The following is a 22554-nucleotide window of genomic DNA, read 5'->3' on the forward strand; positions in this document are numbered from 1 at the left end:
CGTCGCGGTGCCGGGCTGCTGCTGTGAGGAGTAGCGGCCTGCGGGCGGAAACGGCGCGCGTAGTGGGTCTGGGTCGGCGTCGGAGTCCATCCGCTCCGTCGCCACGCGTTCCATTGTAACGAAACACTCAGGTTTGAGTGGTAACCGACAGGTCAGAGCGTTTCCCTCAGGGGCGCAGGCCTGCTTCGGCGGCCATCGCGGCCCCGACGATGCCCGCCGTGTTGCGGAGGGTCGCGGGCACCGCGGGCGTGTCGACGGACAGCAGTGACAGCCACTTGTCCGATTTCCGGCTGATCCCGCCGCCCAGGACGAAGAGCCTCGGGGAGAACAGCTTCTCGTACTCGGCGAGCACCCGCGACAACTTGCCGGCCCACTTCTCGTAGGACCAGTCGTGGTCCTCCTTGGCGCGTGCGGAGGCCTGGTGCTCGGCGATCGAGTCACCCACCTGCAGGTGACCGAGTTCGGTGTTGGGCAGCAGGTGTCCGCCGTCGAGCAGGATGGCCGAGCCGATCCCGGTGCCGAGCGTCAGGAGGATCACGACGCCGTCGAGCTGGTCGGCCTCGAGGCCGAACCGTGCCTCGGCGAGCCCGGCGGCATCGGCGTCGTTGAGCACCGACATCCCCGTCGCGGTGACCTGCCCGCCGAACAGTTCGTAGGGGTCGGTGCCGATCCAGCCCCCGTCGATGTTCGACGCGGTGCGCACGACGCCCCCGGCGACCACGGCCGGGACGGTGATGCCGATCTTCGCGGTCCACCCGAAGTGGGCGACGATCTCGCCCACCGTCTCGGCGACGGCCGTGGGCGTCGACGGCTGCGGCGTCTTGATCTTGAGTCGGTCCCCGACGAGCGTGCCGGTGGACAGGTCGACGATCGCCCCCTTGACCCCCGAGCCACCCACGTCGACGCCGAAGCCGAAGCGCGGGTCGCCGGAGTCCACGGCCTGCCGCTGCTCCGGGCTGAGGGGGGCGGGTGCTTGCGACATCGGTCGGCCTCTTTCGGTGATGGGTCCGCGGTCGGGCGGCGATGGCCAAAGGCTATCGGGGACAATGGGGGCGTGACGACCCCACCCGAGAACCTGCCCGGTGAACTGGCGTCGGTCGCGGTGTCGGTGGCCGAGCGCGCCGCCGCCCACGTCCGGGCCCGGCGGCCCGAGCTCTTCGGCCCGCACACCGCCGACGGACCAAACCCGCACGACGCGGTTCGCACGAAGTCGAACCCCACCGACCCGGTCACCGTCGCCGACACCGAGTCCGAGGACGTGATCCGCGCCGAGCTGGCCCGCCTGCGTCCTGGCGACGCCGTGCTCGGCGAGGAGGGCGGCGGGGATCGCGAGGTGCCCACCGGGATCCGGTGGGTCGTGGATCCCATCGACGGCACCGTGAACTTCCTCTACGGCATCCCGGCGTACGCGGTGTCGGTGGCCGCGCAGCTCGACGGACGGTCGATCGCCGGCGCCGTCGTCGACGTCGCGCGCGCGGTGACTTATCACGCCGCGCTCGGCAGGGGTGCCCATCGCACCGACGCGCACGGCACCCGGGCGATGTCGGCGAGCGCGGCGCACGATCCCGCATTGGCGCTCGTGGCCACCGGCTTCGCCTATTCGGCGCGGCGTCGGGCGGACCAGGCAGCTGTGCTGAGCCGTCTGCTGCCCCGGGTTCGCGACATCCGACGGATCGGTGCGGCGGCACTGGACCTTTGTTTGGTCGCCGACGGCGCGGTCGACGCCCATTACGAGCACGGGTTGTCGCCGTGGGATTGGGCGGCCGGTGCGTTGATCGCCGCCGAGGCGGGCGCCGTGGTCCTGACCCCGCCCGCGGAGTCCCGCTCCGATGCGGGCGACGTCACCCTCGCGATGGCGCCCGGGCTGGCCGAGCCGTTGCGGGTACTACTGCACGAGGCGGGCGCGCTCGACCCGATGCCGCTGTCGGCGGACTGAGCGCGCCGGTCAGCAGGTCCCGGAGTGGACGGCCTTGATCAATTGCGGGTCGACGCCGGTCTTGGGGTTGCGCGGGTCGGCCGAGCGCAGCGCCTCCAACGCGGCCTGGGCGTCGGCGGACTGCTCGGTGCCGGTGAAGTACTGGCCGATCGCCAGGTCGACGTCGGTGCCGGAGCGGCCGTCCATCACGAGCTGTGCGCAGGGGATGGCGAGCCAGAGGGCGGCGGCGCTGGCCTTGCCCGCCTCGCCGAAGCGGATCTGGCCGACGCAGTTCAGATCCTTGTTCGGATAGACGGTGTCGTCGCCGTAGGCGTTGTCCTGGGGCGGTGAGAACCCCTGGGCGACCAGGTCGTCGGACACCGACTGGGCTTTGCCGCGCTGGTTGGAGGCGTTGAGCACCCGGACGCCGAAGGTCGGGAGCGCGGCGGGGGAGACCTCGAGCATCTCGTCGCGGTTCATCGCGGTGAGCTTGGGGACGGTGGCCGATCCGGTCTTGGCCCCGCCGGGAGCGGGGGCGCCGGACGGGTTGGCGGCCGCCGCAGACGGCTGGTTGCAGTCGACCGGCACGCGGGAGGACGCACCCCGGGTGAGCGCAATCGACCACACCAGCACGCCGGCCGCGGCCAGGATGGCGACGGCGATGATGGCCGGGGTGGGAACGCGGCGGCGGAACGGGCGTCCCTGATGGTCCTTGGAATAGCCGTTGGTGATTGAGGCGACCACGCTGGCCCACCCTTCCTGCTCCTGCGCCGACCCGCGGCCGACCTTCGGCGCGCCGGTCGCGCGAGGCGCGGCGCCGTTCTGCGAACACTCTAGTCGGGCATGCGCGCGTCGCATGCCGACGCGCCCGCGCGCCCGCGATTGACTTCCCCCCGGGGGCGCGCTAGATTGCGGGCGCCTGACACAGCCGAACACCGCACGAAAACCCGGCTAAGTGTGGTGAAGATCACACCGCAAAGGTCGAGGGGCAGGCACAAATCAGGACGGTGTCCCGTTGTACATCGACACAGCCGGACGACGACAACGACACCGCCCGCGGGCGACGCCAGACAGATTCGACGCACGGACACCGGCGCAGGACAGGGGAGAGGGACGCGAGACATGGCAACCGACTACGACGCACCACGCCGGACGGAATCCGACGATCTGAACGAGGACTCGCTCGAGGAGCTGAAGGCCCGTCGCAGCGAGGCGCAGGCCGCCTCGGTCGACGTCGACGAAACCGAGACCGCGGAATCCTTCGAACTCCCGGGCGCCGACCTCTCCGGCGAGGAGCTCACCGTCCGCGTCGTGCCCAAGCAGGCCGACGAGTTCACCTGTACCCGCTGCTTCCTCGTCTACCACCGCAGCCGCCTGGCCCGGGAAAAGGGCAACGAGCGCATCTGCATCGACTGCGCCTGAGCGGCGCGGCCGTCAGGCCAGCTCGGTGGACGGTCCGGCCGACCGCGGTCGGGTCCTGGTCCGCTTCCGTCGAAGCAGTACTTTTCGGGACCCGTCCGGATAGAGGCGGGTCCGTTTCAATTCCCACCCGCCGAACTCGGCTTGAATCGCCAGGCGCATCGTCGCATTGATGCGCGTGACCTCCGGTGGCAGGCGCAAGAGCAGCGCCTCGACGTCGTCGGCGAGGGTCTCGGCCTCCCATCCGGGCGGCAACCGCCGCAAGCGCTGCACCCCGTCCAGGGGTCGACCGCCGCTATCGGGCAACACGCTGCAACCCGTCGCCGGCGGCCGAGAGGACGAACACCGCGCCCGACTCCGGGTCCACCGCGATCGAATCGGGCTGGCGCACGGACGCGAACCCGCCGCGCTCGCGGGGCTCGCCGGTGGACAGGTCGAAGGCCCGCACGCGGTTGACGGCGGTCTCCGAGACCCAGAGCAGGTTGCGACGCTCGTCGTAGGCGAGGCCGTACGGACCGCCCGGCACCGGGAACCGGAACTTCATGATCAGCGGGTCGCCGTAGAAGCCGAGGAGTTGGCCGTCGCGGGGGTTGGCGACCAGGAAGCGGCCGTAGTGGTCGCCGATGAGCGTGCCCGCACCGTTGCCGGCGCGCAGCGCCGCGCCGCGGCCACCGCTGCTCGGGTCCACCGTGGTGACCAGCGACTGCGCCTTGTCCAGCACGACGATCTGCCGGTGCCCGTCGTGGTGCGCGACGACGACGGCGTCGACCCGGACGAAGCCGCCGACGTCCTCGGTCTGGTGGAGGGCGCGGTCGAGGACGAGCAGGTGACCGTGCTCGGTGCCGATGAGGATGTCGTCGCCGTCGACGGCGACGGCGAGGCCGGGGCGTGCCAGCCGTGCGGTGGCGGCAGTGCCGTCGGCGGCGATCCGCACCACCGAATCGGGCCCCACCGCGACGAAGCCGTCACCGTCCCGGGTGAGGGCGCGCACCTCGGGCGTGGCGACCACCCGAGGCGGGCGAGCAGGATCGGCGGCGTCGAACACCGACACCGACCGCCCGTCGGCGGCGACGGCGGCGATCGTGCCGTGGCCGGCGACCAGGGCCCGGCCGAGGGTGGGCGCGCCGATCACGGTCCCGTCGGGCGTCGCGGTGGTCGACTGTGCCGGCAGGGGCATCTGCGGTACGACGGTCGGCACGTCGGGCCTGCCGTGGCGATCGCCCGATCCGCAACCGGCCAGGCCGACGACGAGGACGAACGCCGCCGCAAGGGCGAGCGGGGTGGAAAGGCGCGCGGGCATACCGACCATCTTGCCAGGCGCGGTGTGAGTAGCATTGCCCGTCGTGGTTGACATGACATGGCTGCAAACGATCGTCTTGAGCGTCGTGCAAGGGCTCACCGAGTTCCTGCCGATCTCCTCGTCGGGACACCTGCTCATCGTGTCGCGGCTGCTGTGGGACTCCGATGCGGGCGCATCGTTCACCGCCGTCTCCCAGCTGGGCACCGAGTTGGCCGTCCTGGTCTTCTTCTGGCGGGACATCTGGCGGATCATCGTCGCCTGGTTCGCCGGCCTGCGGAATCCGTCGGCCCGCGGCGCCGACTACAAGATCGGCTGGGCGGTCATCGTGGCGACGATCCCGATCGGCATCATCGGCTACTTCGGCAAGAACCTCATCCGCGACGACGTGCGGGCCAACCTGTACATCACCGCGACGGTCCTGATCCTGTTCTCCGGCGTCTTCTGGATCGCCGAGCGCTATGCCACGCAGCAACGCACCTTGGAAGAGGTCACCATGCGCGACGCGGTGGTCGTGGGTCTGGCCCAGTGCCTGGCCCTCATCCCCGGCGTGTCCCGATCGGGCTCCTCCGCCAGCGCCGGCCTGCTCATCGGGTTCGACCGCGAGGCCGCCTTCCGGTTGTCCTTCCTGTTGGCCATCCCGGCCGTGTTCGCCTCGGGCCTGTTCAGCCTGCCCGACGCCTTCCACCCGGACGGTGTCGGACTCGCCGCCAGCGGCCCGCAGCTGCTGGTGTCGGTGGTCATCGCCTTCGTCGTCGGCTATGCCGCGATCGCGTGGCTGCTCAAGTTCGTCGCGGACCATTCGTTGAACTGGTTCGGCGTCTACCGCGTCGCACTGGGTCTGCTGCTGCTCGTGCTGCTCGGCACCGGGGTCATCACCAGCGGCGTGCCTGCACACTGACCCACCCGTCCGTAAGCTGATCCCATGGCGGTGATCCTGGTTCGGCACGGGCGCTCGACGGCGAATACGGCGTCGGTGCTGGCCGGCCGCAGCCCGGGCGTCGCACTCGACGACCTCGGCCGCGAGCAGGCCGCCGGATTGGCCGAGCGGTTGGGCGAGCGGCGGGCCGAGCTCGTCGCCGTCGCCCGGTCCCCGCTGCAGCGCTGCGCCGAGACCGTGGCGCCCCTGATGGCCGGGCTCGACATCCCCGAGATCGTCGTCGACGAGCTGGCCGAGGTCGACTACGGCGAGTGGACCAACCGCCCGCTCGCCGAATTGGCCAAGGAACCGCTCTGGCAGACCGTGCAGCGCCAACCGTCGGCGGCGGTGTTCCCCGGCGGCGAGGCGATGGCCGCGATGGCCGCCCGCGCCGTGGGTGCGGTGCGCGAACTGGACGCCCGCTACGGCGGCGCGGACGGTTCACGGCTGTGGATCGCGTGCACGCACGGCGACATCATCAAGGCGGTCATCGCCGACGCGATGGGCCTGCACCTGGACGGGTTCCAGCGGATCGTCGTCGAACCGGCCTCCCTGTCGGTGGTGCGCTACCACCCGCGACAAACGGTCGTGCACACGGTGAACAACACCGCGCGGCTGTCCCTGCCGGCACCCGGCGCCGAACTGGCCGGCACGGCGGTGGGCGGCGCGACCGGCGCCGACGCACCGGAGGAGGGGAGGGCCTGATGGCGCGCGCGATCCACGTGTTCCGCAGTCCGGACCGCTTCGTCTCCGGCACCGTCGGCGAACCCGGCGACCGCACCTTCTACGTGCAGGCCGTCCACGACGGTCGGATCATCTCGGTGCTGGTCGAGAAGCAGCAGGTCGCGATCCTCGCCGACCGCATCGACGCGCTGCTCGACGAGGTCGGCCGCCGCTTCGGCACGCCGATCCCGCCCGCGACCGGCGAAGTCGACGACCTGCAGCCCCTCGCCACGCCGATCGACGCGGAGTTCCGCGTCGGCACCATGGGGCTGGGGTGGGACGCGGGCGAGAACTCCGTCGTCGTCGAACTTCTCGCCGCCACCGAGGAGGCGCTCGACGAGAGCATCGTCCTCGACGACCGCGACGACGGGCCGGACGCTCTGCGCGTCTTCCTGTCGACGGACGCCGCGCGCCGCTTCGCCGCCCGCGCCGAGGCGATCGTCTCGGCCGGCCGGCCGCCGTGCCCCCTGTGCGCCGAGCCGCTCGACCCCGACGGGCACCTCTGCGTGCGGACCAACGGCTACAAGCGCGAACCGCTCGCACTCGAGCCCTACGACCTCGGCGACGACGACCTCGGCGACAATCCCGGCGACGATCTCGGCGGCGGGTCGGACGACGGTCGGGGCTGACGCCGGTGGCCGACGAGGTGGTCGCGGCCCTTTCCGACGGCGCACTCTCTGTCGTGGGGCGGATCCCGCACGCCAGCAATCTGACGCTGGTCGCGACCGTCGACGACGGCACGGGCGGGGAGGTGCGGTGCGTCTACAAGCCGGTGCGCGGTGAGGTCCCGCTGTGGGATTTCCCCGACGGCACGCTGGCCGGCCGCGAGGTCGCGGCCTACACGGTGTGTGCCGACCTCGGTTGGGACACCGTGCCGCACACGGTCCTGCGCGACGAGGGGCCACACGGTGCGGGAATGGTCCAGCGGTGGGTCGACGTCGCCGATCCGATCGAGGCGGTCCCCGTCCCCGAGCCCGAGTTGGTGGACCTGTGCGCACCGGACGCGGTGCCGCCGGGCTACTTCGCGATCCTGGAGGGGTACGACGGCCGCGGGGAACCGGTCGTCCTGATCCACGCGGACGACCCGCGGCTGCAGCGCATGGCCGTCCTCGACGTGCTGCTCAACAACGCCGACCGCAAGGGCGGGCACATCCTGCCCGCCGGCGACGGTGTCGTGTACGGCATCGACCACGGCATCTGCCTGCACGAACACGACAAACTGCGGACCGTCCTGTGGGGCTGGGCCGGTGCGTCGGTTCCGGGCGGGCTCCTCGCCGACGTCGACGCCTTCGCCACCCGGCTCGCCGACACCGACGGCGAGTTGCGGGCCCGGCTCACGACGCTGATCACCCCCGATGAGACCGCTGCGCTGCTGCGGCGCGCCCGGCGACTCGTCGACGACCCGTTCCTGCCGGAGCCGCCCGCCCACCGGGCGATTCCCTGGCCGCCGTTCTGACACGCCGGGCCGCCGATCGGAGGGGCCGTCCCGGCGCCTAAGCTGACGGTCATGCAGTCGTGGTCCTCGCCGACGGTGCCCGAGCTCCCGGGCGACCCACCCGCCCTCCGCCTCTACGACACGTCGGCCCGCCAGGTGTTGCCCGTCGCGCCCGGGCCCACCGCGACGATGTACGTCTGCGGCATCACCCCTTACGACGCCACCCACCTGGGCCATGCGGCGACCTACGTGACCTTCGACCTCATCAACCGCCAGCTCCGCGACGCCGGACACGAGGTGTCCTACGTCCAGAACGTCACCGACGTCGACGACCCGCTGTTCGAACGCGCCGAGCGAGACGGCGTCGACTGGCGCGATCTGGGATCCCGCGAGATCCAGCTGTTCCGCGACGACATGACCGGGCTGCGCGTGCTGCCGCCGAAGGAGTATGTCGGCGCCATCGAGTCGGTCGACGAGGTCGTCGACATGGTCGGGCGACTCCTGGAATCGGGCGCCGCCTATGTCGTCGACGACCCCGAACACCCGGACGTCTACTACCGCATCGACGCCACCGGGCACTTCGGCTACGAGTCCGGCTACGACCGGCCCACGATGGAACGGTTCTTCGCCGAGCGGGGCGGCGACCCGGACCGCGCGGGCAAGCGCGACCGCCTCGATGCGCTGCTGTGGCGCGCCGAGCGACCGGGCGAGCCGTCCTGGCCCGCCCCGTTCGGCGCCGGGCGACCGGGCTGGCACGTCGAGTGCTCGGCCATCGCCCTGAACCGCCTCGGCATCGGCTTCGACATCCAGGGCGGCGGCAGCGACCTGATCTTCCCGCACCACGAGTTCTCCGCCGCGCACGGCGAGGCGTTGACCGGCGAACGCCGCTTCGCCCGGCACTATGTGCACACCGGGATGATGGGCCTGGACGGGGAGAAGATGTCCAAGAGCCTGGGCAACCTCGTCTTCGTCCACAAGTTGCTCCAGGCGGGTGTCCACCCCGGCGCGGTGCGCCTGGCCCTGGCCGCCGACCACTATCGGGCCGACCGCATGTGGACCGACGACGTCCTCGCCGAGGGCGTGGCGCGACTCGATCGCTGGCGGACCGCCGTCGCGGCGGACGCCGGCCCGGACGCCGCGCCGATCATCGACCGACTCCGCGCTCACCTGGCCGACGACCTGGACACCCCGAAGGCACTCGCCGCCGTCGACGGATGGGCGGCCGACGTGGCGCTGGGCCTGGGCCGACACGCCACCGCCGGCGCGGAGATCACCGCCGCCGTCGACGCGCTGCTCGGCGTCGACCTGCGCTAAGGTCGGGCCGTGGCACAGGTGAACCAGATCCCGCCGAACACCGACGAGGGTGTGTGGACGGTCGTGACGCGCACGTCGACCTACCTCCTGGACTTCGGCGAGATGACCCTGCTGCGCGCACCCGGCGTCGGCGGCTCGGGTGTCGGCACGTGGGAGGTCAGCGAGTTGCGCCGCGACTCCGAGGACATCCCGCTGCTGGGCGTCAAGGTGTGCGAGGTCGGCTCCTCCGCCCAGTTCTGGGTGCGCGCCGTCGACGACCCGGACGTCCGGACCTGGCGGATCACCACGCCGGTCGTGTCGATCGAGCGGATTGGTTGACTCAGCCGTTCCCGGAGTCGCGCCGCCGCAGGTAGCGCTCGAAATCGGCCGCGAGCTGCTCCCCGTCGATCTCCGGCAGGGCGTCCGGATCGGTCGAGGTGGCGTCGTCGGTCTCCTCGAGTTCCCGGATGTAGTCCGACATCTCCGCGTCATCGGCCGTCATCTCGTCGACGGTCCGCTCCCACGCGGCCGACCGGACCGGTAGCTGGTCCATCGGGACCTCCAGGTCGAGGATCTCCTCCAACCGGCGCAGCAGCGCCAGCGTCGCCTTCGGATTCGGGGTCGACGACAGATAGTGCGGCACCGACGCCCACAGCGACACCGACGGGACGCCGTCGGCGGTCAGGCGGTCCTGCAGCACGCCGGTGATCCCGGTGGGACCCTGATACTGCGACTCGGCCAGCCGATAGCGCTTGGCTGCCTCGGCGCTGTACGCCGACCCCGTCACCGGCACCGGCCGGGTGTGCGGGGTGTCGGCCATCATGGCCCCCAGGACGACCGCCGACACGACACCGGCCGCCTCGGCGATCTCGGCGATCTCGGCGGTGAACGCCCGCCAGCGGAAGTTCGGCTCCACCCCGCGCACGAGCAGGAGGTCGTGGTCGGACCCCGGCGGGGAGCAGACCGAAAAGGTGGTCGTCGGCCATTCGGTGTGACGGCTGACCCCGTCGACCAGCCGGACCGTGGGACGGTTGACCTGGAAGTCGTAGTAGTCGTCCGGGGCGATCTCGTGGACCACCTGCGCGTTCCAGAACAGTTCGAGGTGCTCCACGGCGCCGGTCGCCGAATCCCCCGCGTCGTTCCAGCCCTCGAACGCGGCGACCAGGACCGGGTTCCGCAGTTGCGAAAGGCGGACGGGAAGGGACTCGGTCATGGCTCAAGCCTAGTCGCGCCGACCCGGTGAGACTGCCGACACCGCCGCGCGCGGTGTGAGCGAGTCGTCGTGTGATGTGGGCCGTCTGCGGTTGGGGCGGGCGCGCTGCGATGCGATGATGCGTGGGTGACCAGCAACCCGGCGCCCGCGGCCATCCTGTGGGACATGGACGGCACCCTGATCGACTCCGAGCCGATCTGGGACGTCGCCGTCGCCGACTTCGCGGTGCGCCACGGACTCGTGATGGACGAGGCCCTGCGCGAGTCGACTCTGGGGAACTCGTTGCCCGACGCGATGGGCAAGGTCTACGACGCCGCGGGCATCGCCGTCGGCGACCGCGACACCGAGGCCGATGCGCGCTGGCTCGTGGACCACGTGGGCGGGCTGTTTCACGACGGGCTGCCCTGGCGGCCCGGTGCGCGTGAGGCGCTCGAGGCGGTGCAGGACGCGGGCATCGCCATGGTCGTGGTGACGAACACGGTCCGGGAGCTCACCGAGATCGCGCTGGCGACCATCGGCCGCCATCGGTTCACCGCGACGGTGTGCGGCGACGAGGTGCCGATGGGAAAGCCGGCGCCGTTCCCGTACCTGCGCGCCGCCGACCTGCTCGGCTACGCCCCGCACGCCTGCCTCGTCGTGGAGGATTCGCCGACGGGCGTCGCCTCGGCCACCGCGGCGGGCTGTCCGACGCTCGTGGTCCCGTCCGGTGTCGACGTCGACGAGGGCCCGGGGCGGGTGTTCCGAGACTCACTGCTCGACGTCGGCGTCGACGACCTCGCCGCGGCGTGGCGCGACGCGTTGGCCCTGAGTTAACCTCCCGGACTCCCACCACCGGGATAGTCGGGGGCGTGAACCCTTTCGACGTCACCGCGTTCCTCGGCACGGCCGGTCTCATCGGCCTGGTGGTCCTCCTCTTCGTCGAGACCGGCGTCCTGGTGGGATTCGTGTTCCCGGGTGATTCGGTGCTCTTCACCGCCGGGCTGTTCGCCGCCCAGCCCGACCCGTTCGCCCCGCTGTGGCTGCTCCTGCTCGTGCTGCCGATCGCGGCGGCGGCGGGGGACCAGTGCGGCTACGCCATCGGCCGCCGCTTCGGCCCGCGGGTGATGCGCGGTCGACTGATGGGGTTCATCGGCGACGAGCCGGTCGAGCGCACCAACGCCTACTTCCACCGCTACGGACCGGTGACGGTCGTGTTCGCGCGGTTCATCGGAATCGTCCGCACCCTGGTGCCGCTGCTGGCCGGACTGGCCCGGATGGATCGGCTGCGGTTCACCGCCTTCTCGGTCCTCGGCTCGGTCCTGTGGTGCGGCTCGCTGGTGACCGCCGGCCACTTCCTCGGCGGCATCGCGATCCTGCGCGACAACCTCGAGGTCCTGTTCGTCGGCTCGGCCCTGACGATCATCGTCCCGATGGCCCTCACGCTCGCCCATCGACGGCGGTCTCGGCGCAGGGGCCTAGGCTCAGAGCCGTCATGCGACCGTTCTTCGTCACCGCCGCCCTGATCATCGGGTCGATCGCCGCCGCGGTTCCGCAGGCCGGCGCCCTGCCGGTCCCCGGTGCTTGTTCACCGACCGCGGTGGCCACCGGGTACTCCGACGGCGTGAACAAGGTGGCGGCGGCCGGGGAACGGATCGGCGGCCTGTCGGCCCTGGCGCGCGACCCGCGCGGCGGACGCTACCTGGCGTTGCCCGACCACACGCACACTCGGGCGCTCGTGTGGCCGCTGACCGGCGTCGACGAGCTACCGGCGCCCCGGCCCCGCATCGCGGGCGCCCCCATCACGCTCACCGGCCCGGACGGCCGACCCGTCTCCGGGCGCGCCGACAACGAGGGGCTGGCGGTACTGGGCGACGGGAGTCTCGCCGTGGCCTCCGAGCGCGGCCCGTCGGTGTCGGTGTACGACCGCCGCGGCCGGTGGCGGGACGACCTGCCGGTGCCCCGTCGTTACCGCGTCGCACCGATCGGGCGGGCCCGGCCGAATGCGTCCTTCGAGGGGCTGAGCGCCACACCGTCGGGAGACGGGCTGTTCGTCGCCATGGAACGGGAACTCGGGGGCGAGGGGCCGCGTACGCGGCGCATCCTGGAATACCGCCGGTCGCCGGGTGGCCGCCTCGTACTCCGGCGGGAGGTCGTCTACCGGGCGGCGCCGGGGATGCGTGTCGCCGAGATCGCCGCGTACGCGGCCGACCGGCTCCTGGTCTTGGAGGCGGCCTATTCGCCGCGCACCGGCACCGTCACGGTGCTGCGGTCGGTGGACCTGCGCCCACCGGTGTTCGGCGCGCGGTCCGGGCGGATGGTCGCCGACCTGTCCCGGTGCCCGACCCTGGACGCCCGCAGCAGACAACCGCAGCGCAACCCGCTGCTGGACAACTACGAGGGGATGGCGGTCGTGCCGCACGCGGGCGGCCATCTGATCCACCTGGTGTCCGACGACAACTACTCGCCCCGACAGACGACGCGGCTGCTGACGCTGTGGGCGCGCCTGCCCTGAGCCGCGCGCGGGCCGCATGGGAGGATGGACAACCGTGAAGACCTTCGATGAACTGTTCGCCGAATTGGGCGAGAAGGCGCGCACCCGCCCGGCCGGCAGTGGAACCGTCGCCGCCCTGGACTCCGGTGTGCACACCCTCGGGAAGAAGATCATCGAGGAGGCCGGCGAGGTGTGGCTGGCCGCCGAGCACGAGTCGGACGAGTCGCTGGGCGAGGAGATTTCCCAGTTGCTCTACTGGCTGCAGGTGATGATGATCAAACGGGGCCTGTCCCTCGACGACGTCTACCGCCACCTGTAGCGGCCGCCGCCGACAACCCGCAACGACCCGAAGGAACCGACGAACGATGCTGCGCGTGGCAGTGCCCAACAAGGGGGCCCTCTCCGAATCGGCCGGCGCCGTGCTGGCCGAGGCCGGCTACCGGAAGCGCTCGGACTCCAAAGACCTCACCGTGCTCGACACCGCCAACGACGTCGAGTTCTTCTTCCTGCGGCCCAAGGACATCGCGATCTACGTCGGCCAGGGCACGCTCGACCTGGGGATCACCGGCCGTGACCTGGCGGCGGACTCCGGCGCGCAGGTGGACGAGCAGCTCGCGATGGGGTTCGGCGCCTCGACCTTCCGCTATGCGGCGCCCGCCGGCCGGGAGTGGTCGGTCGCCGATCTCGCCGGCAAGCGGATCGCCACCTCTTACCCGAATCTCGTGCGCGCCGACCTGGCCGGACGGGGCATCGAGGCCGACCTCATCCGGCTCGACGGAGCGGTGGAGATCTCGATCCAGCTCGGCGTCGCCGACGCGATCGCCGACGTCGTCGGCTCGGGACGCACCCTGCGGCAACACAACCTCGTCGCCTTCGGCGAGTCGCTGTGCGATTCGGAGGGCGTCCTGGTGTCACGGTCCGGTGCGGAACTGGACAAGGCCGCGCGACAGTTCGTCGCACGTGTCCAGGGCGTGGTCTTCGGGCAGCAGTACGTGATGATCGACTACGACTGCCCGCGCGACCTGCTCGACCGTGCCTCCGAACTCACGCCCGGGCTGGAGTCGCCCACGGTCGCGCCGATGGCCGACCCGGACTGGGTGGCCGTGCGAGCGATGGTGCCCCGCAAGGACCACCAGAACCTGATGGACGAGCTCGCCGAGCTGGGCGCCAAGGCGATCCTGGCCACCGATATCCGCTCCTGCCGTTTCTGATCGGCCCCTCGGTCCGGCCACCGCTTGACCTTCACACAGTGTCAAGCGATCTGCTTGCCGGTGGAGGTGATGACGATGTCATCGACGTACCCGGCCGCGTTGGCCGCCGCCGACCCGAGTGTTCGGCTCCGCGCGGCGTTGCACGCCGGTAGCCACCCGGACGACGCCCACGTCGGACGATTGGTCCAGCGGTGCGCCGTTGAAACCGACTTCTACGTCCGGGACATGCTCACCTGGGCGTTGACCAGGCACAGCCGAAGCAGCACGATCCCGCTCCTGGAGTCGGTGCTGAGTGATGACGCCCAGCCCCCGCAAGCCCACGCGCAGGCGCTGCACACGCTGTCCAAACTCGCCGCGCCCGAGACGTGGCCCGCGATCACCCCCGAGCTGCTGCGGTCGGCCGACGACGAGGTGGCGCGCGCGGCGTGGCGGGCTGCCGTGGAAGTGGTCCCGGACCAGGAGGTGGCGTCCTTGGCCGACGAGCTCGCCGCCCAACTCGGCTCCGGCGACGTCGAGCGCCGCCGGAGCCTGAGCCGCGCCCTGGTGGCACTCGGCGAGTCCGGTGTGGCCCGGGCCGAAGCAGTGGCCGCGACGAGTGCTGATGCGCGCGTCGTCGCCCATGCGGCGGCGACGGTTCGGTTGGCGCTTGACCCCGATGCGGCGTTCGCCGACGATGTCGGGACCGCCTGGCGGCTCCTGTCGCCCGATGCGGGCGGCGACGCCGAGGAGGCCGGACGTGAGGATCGGTGAGGTCGCCCGGCGCTCGGGCATCAGCGCCCGGATGCTCCGACACTACGACGAGCTGGGCCTGGTCGTCCCGAGCGGCCGGAGCGCGACGGGCTACCGCGAATACGCGCCGTCCGACCTGCGCAGGCTCTTCCAGGTGGAAGGCCTGCGCAGCCTCGGGATGTCGCTGCGCGAGGTCGCCGAGGCGGTCGATGACGGCGAGCACGCCCCGGCACCCCTCGTCGAACGGCTGTTGGACCGAACCCGTGAACGGATCGCCGAGGAGCAGGCGCTGCTGCGGCGGCTCGAGGCCGTCGACGCCGTGAATCCAGCCGATTGGGCCTCGGTCCTCGACGTCGTGGCGCGCCTGCACGAGCTGTCGTCGGGAACTCCGGCACGCAGGCAGCGCGCGGCGCTGACGGCCGACGGCGAGTCGCTCCCGCCCGGGGCACTGGTGGAGGCGCTGGTCGCCGAGCGCGAGCAGAACGTCGTCGGGGCGCTGCGCTGGGCCCTGGTGCGGCTCGGCGACGGTGCGGTGACCCCACTGGTGGGGGCACTCGACCACCCCGACCCGGCGGTGCGGGCGCGGCTGCTCGACGCCTTGGCCGAGCTTCCGGGCCGGCGGTCGACCGATGCCCTCGCCGGACTCCTCGACGACGGAAACGCGCGGTTGCGCACCCGGGCGGCGATCGCGATCGTCGGCCGCGAATCCGACGAAACACGGCTCGCGCGTGCCCGCGAGGTGTTGGTCGACGCCATCTGCGACGGTGAGAACGATGTGGCCGCAGCGGAGGCGCTCGCCGCCCACACCGACGGCGACGGCCGCGAGGCGGTGGTCGGCCGGCTGGCCCACCGGGCGGAATCCAGCGCGCCGGAGGTCCGGGTGCGGATCGCTCAAGCGCTCGGCGAATTGCCCGGCGCCGCCGCACTCGCCCTGCTCGGCGAGCTCGCCGCGGATCCGGACCCGGCGACGTCGCTGACGGCGCGGGGACTGCTCAGCGCGCGGTGACCGCCGACAGCAGCGCCGTTTGCGCGGAGCGACCGAGGAATCCGGTCGTGTCGTAGAGGTCGGCAAAGGAGGCGGCATAGCCGTCCGGCCCCGCGGCCATCTTCGAATCGATGCCCGTCCAGCCACCGGTGGGCTGGCGCACCAGGTGCACCGTCGTGTCGGTGTTCATCCACGACCACTCGACCGGGTTCAGCCCGGCGCCCAACCCGTTGGCGACGTCGATGACCGTGAACGCGGCCGCCAGGTCGCTGGTCGTCTCACCGGCGACCAGGGGCAGGTTGGGGCGCAGCCACACCGCCGACGAGCCGCGCAGCCGGCCGGGCTGCGCGGCGGCGGTCACCGTGCCGATGAAACCCATGTGCCGCCACGCCTCCGGGATTTCGACCGATTCGGGGAAGCCGACGTTCTGCGGCAGCTCGTCGGGGCCCTTGGGCAGCGGTGGTTGCGGCAGGTCCTCGATGTCGGAGGAGTCGCTCGCGAGCAGCCGCCACGCGGTGGTGCGGGCGGCACAGCGATAGGTGCCGTCCTCGCCGCGCACCTCGAGCTCGGCGGCCACCTGCGAGATCTGTCGCCCCGGCCGCGGGATCGTCGTGCGCACACGGTTCACGCCCAGTCCGACGGCACCGAGGATCTCCATCGTGACCCGGGTGAACCGCTGTCCGTCGGCGGGGTCCACCGCGTTCTCCATGGCGCGCACCAGCAGACCGGTCGGCGGCCCGCCGTGCTGGATCTGCGGCGACCACACACTGACGACCGCGACCGTCGGCTGGAAGTACTCGTAGGAGGGGTCGTCGCCCTCGGGCGGCTCGATCGGCTCGAAGTAGGCGGTGTACTCGGGTGCGTCCATCGCTTCGGTTACCTGGCTGGGTTCCACACCTCCACGTTATGACAGAGTTGGAGGCATCCGATCGGCCACCCGCGGCCGGGCGGCCGAGGAAAGAGGAACCACACCACGATGGCGACCACCGGGCCCTTCGCCGTGGGCGACCGCGTCCAGCTCACCGACGCGAAGGCGCGCAAGTTCACCGTGGTCCTCGAGCCGGGCAAGCTCTTCCACACCCACCGCGGCGCCATCGCGCACGACGACCTGATCGGCTCTCCCGAGGGATGCGTCGTCTCGGCCACCAGTGGCACCGAGTACCTGGCGCTGCGGCCGCTGCTCACCGATTTCGTGCTGTCCATGCCGCGCGGTGCGCAGGTGATCTACCCCAAGGACTCGGCGCAGATCCTCACCGAGGGCGACATCCACCCCGGCTGTCGCGTCATCGAGGCCGGCGCCGGATCGGGCGCACTGACCTGCGGGCTGCTGCGGGCCGTCGGCGACCAGGGGTCGGTGCTGTCCTACGAGATCCGCGACGACCACGCCGACTATGCCCGCAAGAACGTCGAGACCTTCTTCGGCTCGGCGCCCGACAACTGGGAACTGCGCGTCGGGGACCTGGCCGACCACGACCCGGCCGACCAGGCCGACCGGATGATCCTCGACATGGTCGCGCCGTGGGAGCCCCTCGAAACCGTCAAGGCCACGCTGCGCCCCGGCGGCGTCCTCGTCGTCTACGTGGCGACCGTGACCCAGCTGTCCCGGATCATCGAGGCGCTGCGCGACCAGGAGTGCTGGACCGAACCGCGGGCCTGGGAGTCGATGGTGCGCGAGTGGAGCGCCGTCGGACTGGCGGTGCGCCCCGAGCACCGCATGCAGGGCCACACCGCCTTCCTGATCACCGCCCGCCGGCTCGCCGACGGGCAGACGACCCTGCGCCCACACCGGCGTCCCACCGGCGGCGCCAAGAAGACCGATTCCGGTAGCGTGGAAGCTGCGCGGGAGAAGGAGCAGTCGTGACGGAGGAACAAGGGTCGGGCCGAGCGGGCGGACAGTCGCGCCCGACGGGTACCGCCGAGCAGTTGCAGGAGCGCGTCGAGAACCTCTCCGCCCGCAACGCCAAACTCCTGGAGACCCTCAAAGAGGCCCGCCAGCAACTGGTGGCGCTGCGCGAGGAGGTCGACCGTCTCGGCCAGCCGCCGAGCGGCTACGGCGTGCTGCAGTCGGTCTACCCCGACGATTCGACCGTCGACGTGTTCACCTCCGGCCGCAAGATGCGCCTGACCGTCTCGCCCAACCTCGACGTCACCGAGATGCGCATCGGTCAGACGCTGCGTCTCAACGAGGCGCTCACCGTCGTGGAGGCCGGCGACTTCGACCTCTCCGGCGAGATCGCCACACTGCGCGAGGTCCTCGCCGACGGTACGCGGGCGCTGGTCGTCGGCCATGCCGACGAGGAGCGGGTCATCGTGCTGGCCGAGCCGCTGCGCCCCACCGACGACCCCGAGGAGCACCGTCGCAAGCTGCGGCCCGGCGACTCGCTGCTCATCGACAACAAGGCCGGCGTCGCCTTCGAACGCATCCCGAAGGCCGAGGTCGAGGACCTGGTCCTCGAGGAGGTGCCCGACGTCGACTACTCCGACATCGGCGGCCTCGGTCGGCAGATCGAGCAGATCCGCGATGCGGTCGAACTGCCCTTCCTGCACAAGGAACTGTTCCGCGAGTACTCGCTGCGTCCGCCCAAGGGCGTGCTGCTCTACGGCCCGCCCGGGTGTGGCAAGACGCTCATCGCCAAGGCCGTCGCCAATTCGCTGGCGCGGAAGATGGCCGAGGCGCGCGGCGACGACGCCCACGAGGCGAAGTCCTACTTCCTCAACATCAAGGGCCCCGAGCTGCTCAACAAGTTCGTCGGCGAGACCGAACGGCACATCCGCCTGATCTTCCAGCGGGCCCGCGAGAAGGCCTCCGACGGCACCCCGGTGATCGTCTTCTTCGACGAGATGGACTCGATCTTCCGCACCCGCGGCTCGGGCGTCTCGTCGGACGTGGAGACGACGGTCGTGCCGCAGCTGCTCAGCGAGATCGACGGTGTCGAGGGCCTGGAGAACGTGATCGTGATCGGTGCCTCCAACCGCGAGGACATGATCGACCCGGCGATCCTGCGACCCGGCCGCCTCGACGTGAAGATCAAGATCGAGCGACCCGACGCCGAGTCGGCGATCGACATCTTCAGCAAGTACCTCACCGAGGACCTGCCCATCCACCCCGACGACGTCGCCGAGTTCGACGGCGATCGCGCTGCCTGCGTGCGGGCGATGATCGAGCGCGTCGTGGACCGGATGTACGCCGAGAGCGAGGACAACCGGTTCCTGGAGGTCACCTACGCCAACGGTGACAAGGAAGTCATGTACTTCAAGGACTTCAACTCCGGCGCGATGATCCAGAACGTCGTCGACCGGGCCAAGAAGTACGCGATCAAGGCGCAGTTGGACACCGGCCAGCCGGGTCTGCGGATCAGCCACCTGCTCGACTCGATCCTCGACGAGTTCGCCGAGAACGAGGACCTGCCGAACACGACCAACCCCGATGACTGGGCGCGGATCTCCGGCAAGAAGGGCGAGCGGATCGTGTACATCCGCACCCTGGTCACCGGCAAGAGCAGCGGCGCCAGCCGCGCCATCGACACCGAGACGTCGACCGGCCAATACCTCTGAGCCCCGGGTCATTACGCTGGTCGTCATGCAGCGAATCATCGGGATCGAGGTCGAGTACGGGATTTCCGCGCCGGATGTGCCGACGGCGAACCCGATCATGACGTCCACCCAGGCCGTCTTGGCCTACGCTGCCGCGGCCGGCGTGCCGCGGGCCAAGCGGACCCGCTGGGACTACGAGGTGGAGTCGCCGATGCGCGACGCCCGCGGGTTCGACCTCGGGCGCTCGGGGGGCCCGGCACCGATCATCGACGCCGACGAGATCGGCGCGGCGAACATGATCCTCACCAACGGCGCACGGCTGTACGTCGACCACGCCCACCCGGAGTACTCCGCGCCCGAGGTCGCCGATCCGATGGACGCGGTCATCTGGGACAAGGCCGGCGAGCGGGTGATGGAGGCCGCCGCGCGTCACGTCGCCAGCGTGCCCGGCGCCCCGCGGCTGCAGCTGTACAAGAACAACATCGACGGCAAGGGCGCCTCCTACGGCACCCACGAGAACTACCTGATGGACCGCGACACGCCGTTCGCCGACGTGGTGACCGGTCTGACCCCGTTCTTCGCCTCCCGCCAGGTCATCAGCGGCTCCGGCCGCGTCGGCATCGGCCAATCCGGTGACGAGCCGGGCTTCCAGCTGTCCCAGCGGGCCGACTACATCGAGGTCGAGGTCGGGCTGGAGACGACGCTCAAGCGGGGGATCATCAACACCCGCGACGAGCCGCACGCCGACCCGGAACGATACCGACGGCTGCACGTCATCATCGGCGATGCGAACCTGGCCGAGACCTCGACCTACCTGAAGGTCGGGACGACGGCGCTGGTCCTCGACCTCATCGAGGCAGGCGTCGACCTGTCCGACCTGGAGCTGGCCCGCCCGGTCGCCGCGGTGCACGCGATCAGCCACGATCCCACGCTGGCCGCCGCGGTGGCCCTCGCCGACGGCCGCGAGTTGACCGGCCTGGCCCTGCAGCGCGAGTACCTGTCGCGCTGCCAGCAGTTCCACGACCTGCACCGCGCCGATGACGAGGCCGCCGCGCAGGTCCTTGAGACGTGGGCCGACGTCCTGGACAAGCTCGAGCGCGATCCGATGGAGTGCGCCGACATCCTCGACTGGCCCGCCAAACTGCGCCTGCTCGAGGGCTTCCGCCAGCGTGAGGGCCTGGGCTGGTCGGCCCCGCGCCTGGCGTTGATCGACCTCCAGTACAGCGACGTGCGCCTGGACAAGGGGCTGTACAACCGGCTCGTGGCGCGCGGCTCGATGAAGCGGCTGGTCGACGAGTCCCGGGTGATCGAGGCGATCACCAGTCCGCCCACCGACACCCGCGCCTACTTCCGCGGCGAGTGTCTGCGCCGCTTCGGCGCCGATATCGCGGCGGCCAGCTGGGATTCGGTCATCTTCGACCTCGGCGGCGATTCGCTCATCCGGATTCCCACCCTGGAACCGTTGCGGGGCAGTCGTTCCCACGTGGGCGAGCTGCTGGACTCGGTGGACTCGGCCGCCGAATTGGTCGACGAGCTGACGGCCAAGTAGCCGCGAGCCGTCGGGCGGGTTCCGATAGGGTGGAACCCAAGAGCGCGAATGGAGGCGGCATGGCGCAGGAACAACAGCGATCCGGTGGTGGTGGCGACGACGGCGACCTCGGTCCCGACGGATCGGCCGGTCAGGAGCGCCGGGAGAAGCTCGCCGAGGACACCGACGATCTGCTCGACGAGATCGACGACGTGTTGGAGGAGAACGCCGAGGACTTCGTGCGCGCATACGTGCAGAAGGGCGGCCAGTGAGTCGGTCGCCGGGCCCGGACATCTCCTCGTTCACCGAGTACCTCTCCCACCACGCGCCCGAGCTGTTGCCGGGCCGCCGCGTGGAGCGGCACGGGGTGGCGCCGGGCACCGCCGACTCGGTGCCGCACGGTACGACGATCGTCGCCGTCGCCTATCCGGGCGGGGTGGTCATCGCCGGTGACCGGCGGGCCACGGCCGGCAACCTCATCGCCACCCGTGACATCCAGAAGGTGTTCATCACCGACGACTACTCCGCGGCGGGCATCGCCGGCACCGCCGGCATCGCGGTGGAGATGGTGAAGCTGTTCACCGTCGAACTCGAGCACTACGAGAAGATCGAGGGCGTGCCGCTGACCCTCGACGGCAAGGTCTCCCGCATGGCCGCCATGGTGCGCGGGAACCTGGGCGCGGCGCTCCAGGGGCTCGCCGCCATCCCGCTGCTGGTCGGCTACGACGCCGACGGCGACAAGCCGTCCGCGCGCGGGCGCATCTTCTCCTTCGACGTGGCCGGCGACCGGCACGAGGAGTTCGGCGGCTACCAGGCGATCGGCTCGGGCTCGGTGTTCGCCAAGTCGTCGCTCAAGAAGCTCTACCGCGGTGACCTCACCGCCGACGAGGCGCTGTCCATCGCCGTCGAGGCGCTCTACGACGCCGCCGACGACGACTCGGCGACGGCCGGCCCCGACACCGTCCGCCAGATCTTCCCGACCGCGGTCACGGTCGGCCCGGAGGGAGCCGACGAGGTGCCCGCCGAGCGAATCGCCGCGGCGGCGCGCGACATCATCGACCGCCGGGAGCGAAAGTACGCCGACGACACCCGTGAAGCGGGCACCGGGGCGGGGGAGTAGCGCCATGACCTTCCCGTACTACGCGAGCGCCGAGCAGATCATGCGCGACCGCTCCGAGCTGGCGCGCAAGGGCATTGCGCGCGGCCGCAGCGTCGTCGCACTGACCTACGCCGACGGTGTGCTGTTCGTCGCGGAGAACCCGTCGAACACGCTGCGCAAGGTCTCCGAGATCTACGACCGGATCGGCTTCGCCGCGGTCGGCAAGTACAACGAGTTCGAAAGCCTGCGGCGCGCGGGCATCCAGCTCGCCGACCTGCGCGGGTACAGCTACGACCGGGCTGACGTCAGCGGATTGTCGCTGGCCAACGCCTATGCGACGACTCTGGGCACGGTGTTCACCGAGCAGCCCAAGCCCTACGAGGTCGAGCTCTGCGTCGCCGAGGTCGCCAAGCCGGGTCGCGACACCCCGTCGCAGCTCTACCGCATCGGCTACGACGGCTCGGTCGTCGACGAGACCCGGTTCCTGGTGATGGGCGGGCACACCGACGCCATCACCGCCGCACTGGCCGAGTCCTTCCAGCCCGACCTCGCCCTCGGCGCGGCGCTCTCCACCGCGGTGACCGCGCTGGGCACCCCCGCGACCAATGGCGATTCGGCCACCGGCAACGGGGACGCCACCGCACCCGCCGCCCGCGAACTGGCGGCTGCCGACCTGGAGGTGGCGGTCCTCGACCGCACCCGTCCCCGGCGCGCCTTCCGCCGCCTGGGGCACGACGAGGTCGCCGGGCTACTCGGCGGCAGCGCGAAGAAGAAGGGCTGATCG

General features: G+C 71.2%; 27 protein-coding genes. 21 read left to right on the plus strand and 6 right to left on the minus strand.

Going from position 1 to position 22554, the window contains the following annotated elements; all coding sequences use genetic code 11:
* Positions 1-166: 166 nt before the first annotated feature.
* Positions 167-982, minus strand: a complete 816-nt coding sequence (gene ppgK / locus QM634_RS02820) for a polyphosphate--glucose phosphotransferase (RefSeq protein WP_415041256.1) — start codon at positions 980-982, stop codon at positions 167-169.
* Between the two features lie 72 nt (positions 983-1054).
* Here ppgK and QM634_RS02825 point away from each other — a divergent pair, with 72 nt between their 5' ends.
* The gene (locus QM634_RS02825) at positions 1055-1936 is read left to right on the plus strand and encodes an inositol monophosphatase family protein (RefSeq protein ID WP_415041257.1); all 882 of its coding nucleotides are present in this window, start codon (positions 1055-1057) and stop codon (positions 1934-1936) included.
* A gap of 9 nt (positions 1937-1945) precedes the next feature.
* Here QM634_RS02825 and cei read toward each other — a convergent pair whose 3' ends face one another.
* Entirely contained in the window at positions 1946-2659 is a 714-nt protein-coding gene (cei, locus tag QM634_RS02830; protein WP_415041258.1) for an envelope integrity protein Cei, read from the minus strand.
* 378 nt (positions 2660-3037) lie between these two features.
* Here cei and QM634_RS02835 point away from each other — a divergent pair, with 378 nt between their 5' ends.
* On the plus strand, positions 3038-3337 hold the full coding sequence (locus tag QM634_RS02835) for a DUF4193 domain-containing protein (protein ID WP_415041259.1): 300 nt from the start codon (positions 3038-3040) through the stop codon (positions 3335-3337).
* Positions 3338-3349: 12 nt separating this feature from the next.
* On the opposite strand, the gene QM634_RS02840 is transcribed toward QM634_RS02835, so the two are convergent.
* Together QM634_RS02840 and QM634_RS02845 are read right to left on the minus strand one after the other, a co-directional pair.
* Positions 3350-3643, minus strand: a complete 294-nt coding sequence (locus QM634_RS02840; protein WP_415041260.1) for a DUF5703 family protein — start codon at positions 3641-3643, stop codon at positions 3350-3352.
* Positions 3630-4634, minus strand: a complete 1005-nt coding sequence (locus tag QM634_RS02845; RefSeq protein WP_415041261.1) for a YncE family protein — start codon at positions 4632-4634, stop codon at positions 3630-3632. The genes QM634_RS02840 and QM634_RS02845 overlap by 14 nt, the downstream gene beginning before the upstream one ends.
* Positions 4635-4686: 52 nt before the next feature.
* On the opposite strand from QM634_RS02845, the gene QM634_RS02850 reads away from it, so the two are divergent.
* Genes QM634_RS02850 through QM634_RS02875 form a run of 6 tightly spaced genes read left to right on the plus strand, consistent with a single transcriptional unit; the run spans position 4687 to position 9340 of the window.
* Positions 4687-5532, plus strand: a complete 846-nt coding sequence (locus tag QM634_RS02850; RefSeq protein WP_415041289.1) for an undecaprenyl-diphosphate phosphatase — start codon at positions 4687-4689, stop codon at positions 5530-5532.
* A gap of 24 nt (positions 5533-5556) precedes the next feature.
* Positions 5557-6255, plus strand: a complete 699-nt coding sequence (locus tag QM634_RS02855) for an MSMEG_4193 family putative phosphomutase (RefSeq protein WP_415041262.1) — start codon at positions 5557-5559, stop codon at positions 6253-6255.
* Entirely contained in the window at positions 6255-6902 is a 648-nt protein-coding gene (locus QM634_RS02860; protein ID WP_415041263.1) for a DUF3090 domain-containing protein, read from the plus strand. The genes QM634_RS02855 and QM634_RS02860 overlap by 1 nt, the downstream gene beginning before the upstream one ends.
* Complete coding sequence (locus QM634_RS02865; protein ID WP_415041290.1) at positions 6899-7729, plus strand: SCO1664 family protein; 831 nt, start codon at positions 6899-6901, stop codon at positions 7727-7729. The genes QM634_RS02860 and QM634_RS02865 overlap by 4 nt, the downstream gene beginning before the upstream one ends.
* 51 nt (positions 7730-7780) lie before the next feature.
* Positions 7781-9022 carry a cysteine--1-D-myo-inosityl 2-amino-2-deoxy-alpha-D-glucopyranoside ligase gene (gene mshC, locus QM634_RS02870; RefSeq protein ID WP_415041264.1) on the plus strand — a complete coding sequence of 414 codons (1242 nt, stop codon included), beginning with the start codon at positions 7781-7783 and terminating at the stop codon, positions 9020-9022.
* Positions 9023-9031: 9 nt separating this feature from the next.
* Positions 9032-9340: a hypothetical protein gene (locus tag QM634_RS02875; protein WP_415041265.1), complete on the plus strand. Its 309-nt coding sequence runs from the start codon at positions 9032-9034 to the stop codon at positions 9338-9340.
* 1 nt (position 9341) lies between these two features.
* On the opposite strand, the gene QM634_RS02880 is transcribed toward QM634_RS02875, so the two are convergent.
* Positions 9342-10214: a PAC2 family protein gene (locus QM634_RS02880; protein WP_415041266.1), complete on the minus strand. Its 873-nt coding sequence runs from the start codon at positions 10212-10214 to the stop codon at positions 9342-9344.
* 126 nt (positions 10215-10340) lie between these two features.
* On the opposite strand from QM634_RS02880, the gene QM634_RS02885 reads away from it, so the two are divergent.
* The 7 genes from QM634_RS02885 (at position 10341) to QM634_RS02915 (ending at position 15630) form a co-directional block, all read left to right on the plus strand.
* Complete coding sequence (locus QM634_RS02885) at positions 10341-11027, plus strand: HAD family hydrolase (protein WP_415041267.1); 687 nt, start codon at positions 10341-10343, stop codon at positions 11025-11027.
* Positions 11028-11062: 35 nt separating this feature from the next.
* On the plus strand, positions 11063-11716 hold the full coding sequence (locus tag QM634_RS02890) for a DedA family protein (RefSeq protein WP_415041268.1): 654 nt from the start codon (positions 11063-11065) through the stop codon (positions 11714-11716).
* Complete coding sequence (locus tag QM634_RS02895) at positions 11686-12705, plus strand: esterase-like activity of phytase family protein (protein ID WP_415041269.1); 1020 nt, start codon at positions 11686-11688, stop codon at positions 12703-12705. The genes QM634_RS02890 and QM634_RS02895 overlap by 31 nt, the downstream gene beginning before the upstream one ends.
* 34 nt (positions 12706-12739) lie before the next feature.
* Positions 12740-13003 carry a phosphoribosyl-ATP diphosphatase gene (locus QM634_RS02900; RefSeq protein WP_415041270.1) on the plus strand — a complete coding sequence of 88 codons (264 nt, stop codon included), beginning with the start codon at positions 12740-12742 and terminating at the stop codon, positions 13001-13003.
* Between the two features lie 46 nt (positions 13004-13049).
* Positions 13050-13895, plus strand: a complete 846-nt coding sequence (gene hisG / locus QM634_RS02905; RefSeq protein WP_415041271.1) for an ATP phosphoribosyltransferase — start codon at positions 13050-13052, stop codon at positions 13893-13895.
* Positions 13896-13970: 75 nt separating this feature from the next.
* Positions 13971-14645: a HEAT repeat domain-containing protein gene (locus tag QM634_RS02910; RefSeq protein ID WP_415041272.1), complete on the plus strand. Its 675-nt coding sequence runs from the start codon at positions 13971-13973 to the stop codon at positions 14643-14645.
* Positions 14632-15630 carry a MerR family transcriptional regulator gene (locus QM634_RS02915; RefSeq protein ID WP_415041273.1) on the plus strand — a complete coding sequence of 333 codons (999 nt, stop codon included), beginning with the start codon at positions 14632-14634 and terminating at the stop codon, positions 15628-15630. The genes QM634_RS02910 and QM634_RS02915 overlap by 14 nt, the downstream gene beginning before the upstream one ends.
* Here the strand turns inward: QM634_RS02915 and QM634_RS02920 are convergent.
* Complete coding sequence (locus tag QM634_RS02920) at positions 15617-16477, minus strand: thioesterase family protein (protein WP_415041274.1); 861 nt, start codon at positions 16475-16477, stop codon at positions 15617-15619. The genes QM634_RS02915 and QM634_RS02920 overlap by 14 nt on opposite strands.
* Positions 16478-16585: 108 nt before the next feature.
* Here QM634_RS02920 and QM634_RS02925 point away from each other — a divergent pair, with 108 nt between their 5' ends.
* From QM634_RS02925 to prcA, 6 genes are read left to right on the plus strand one after another with little or no spacing between them, the layout of a single operon-like run.
* The gene (locus QM634_RS02925; protein ID WP_415041275.1) at positions 16586-17470 is read left to right on the plus strand and encodes a tRNA (adenine-N1)-methyltransferase; all 885 of its coding nucleotides are present in this window, start codon (positions 16586-16588) and stop codon (positions 17468-17470) included.
* Positions 17467-19164 (plus strand): proteasome ATPase, encoded by a 1698-nt coding sequence (gene arc, locus QM634_RS02930; RefSeq protein WP_415041276.1) that lies wholly within the window; start codon positions 17467-17469, stop codon positions 19162-19164. Before QM634_RS02925 ends, arc begins: the two co-directional genes overlap by 4 nt.
* A gap of 25 nt (positions 19165-19189) precedes the next feature.
* Positions 19190-20692 carry a depupylase/deamidase Dop gene (dop, locus tag QM634_RS02935; RefSeq protein ID WP_415041277.1) on the plus strand — a complete coding sequence of 501 codons (1503 nt, stop codon included), beginning with the start codon at positions 19190-19192 and terminating at the stop codon, positions 20690-20692.
* Between the two features lie 59 nt (positions 20693-20751).
* Positions 20752-20943: a ubiquitin-like protein Pup gene (locus QM634_RS02940; protein ID WP_415041278.1), complete on the plus strand. Its 192-nt coding sequence runs from the start codon at positions 20752-20754 to the stop codon at positions 20941-20943.
* Positions 20940-21791 carry a proteasome subunit beta gene (gene prcB, locus QM634_RS02945; RefSeq protein WP_415041279.1) on the plus strand — a complete coding sequence of 284 codons (852 nt, stop codon included), beginning with the start codon at positions 20940-20942 and terminating at the stop codon, positions 21789-21791. Before QM634_RS02940 ends, prcB begins: the two co-directional genes overlap by 4 nt.
* Before the next feature lie 4 nt (positions 21792-21795).
* Entirely contained in the window at positions 21796-22551 is a 756-nt protein-coding gene (gene prcA, locus QM634_RS02950; RefSeq protein WP_415041280.1) for a proteasome subunit alpha, read from the plus strand.
* Positions 22552-22554: the final 3 nt, after the last annotated feature.

The organism is Gordonia sp. (in: high G+C Gram-positive bacteria), from assembly GCF_047606305.1.
Classification (GTDB): domain Bacteria; phylum Actinomycetota; class Actinomycetes; order Mycobacteriales; family Mycobacteriaceae; genus Gordonia.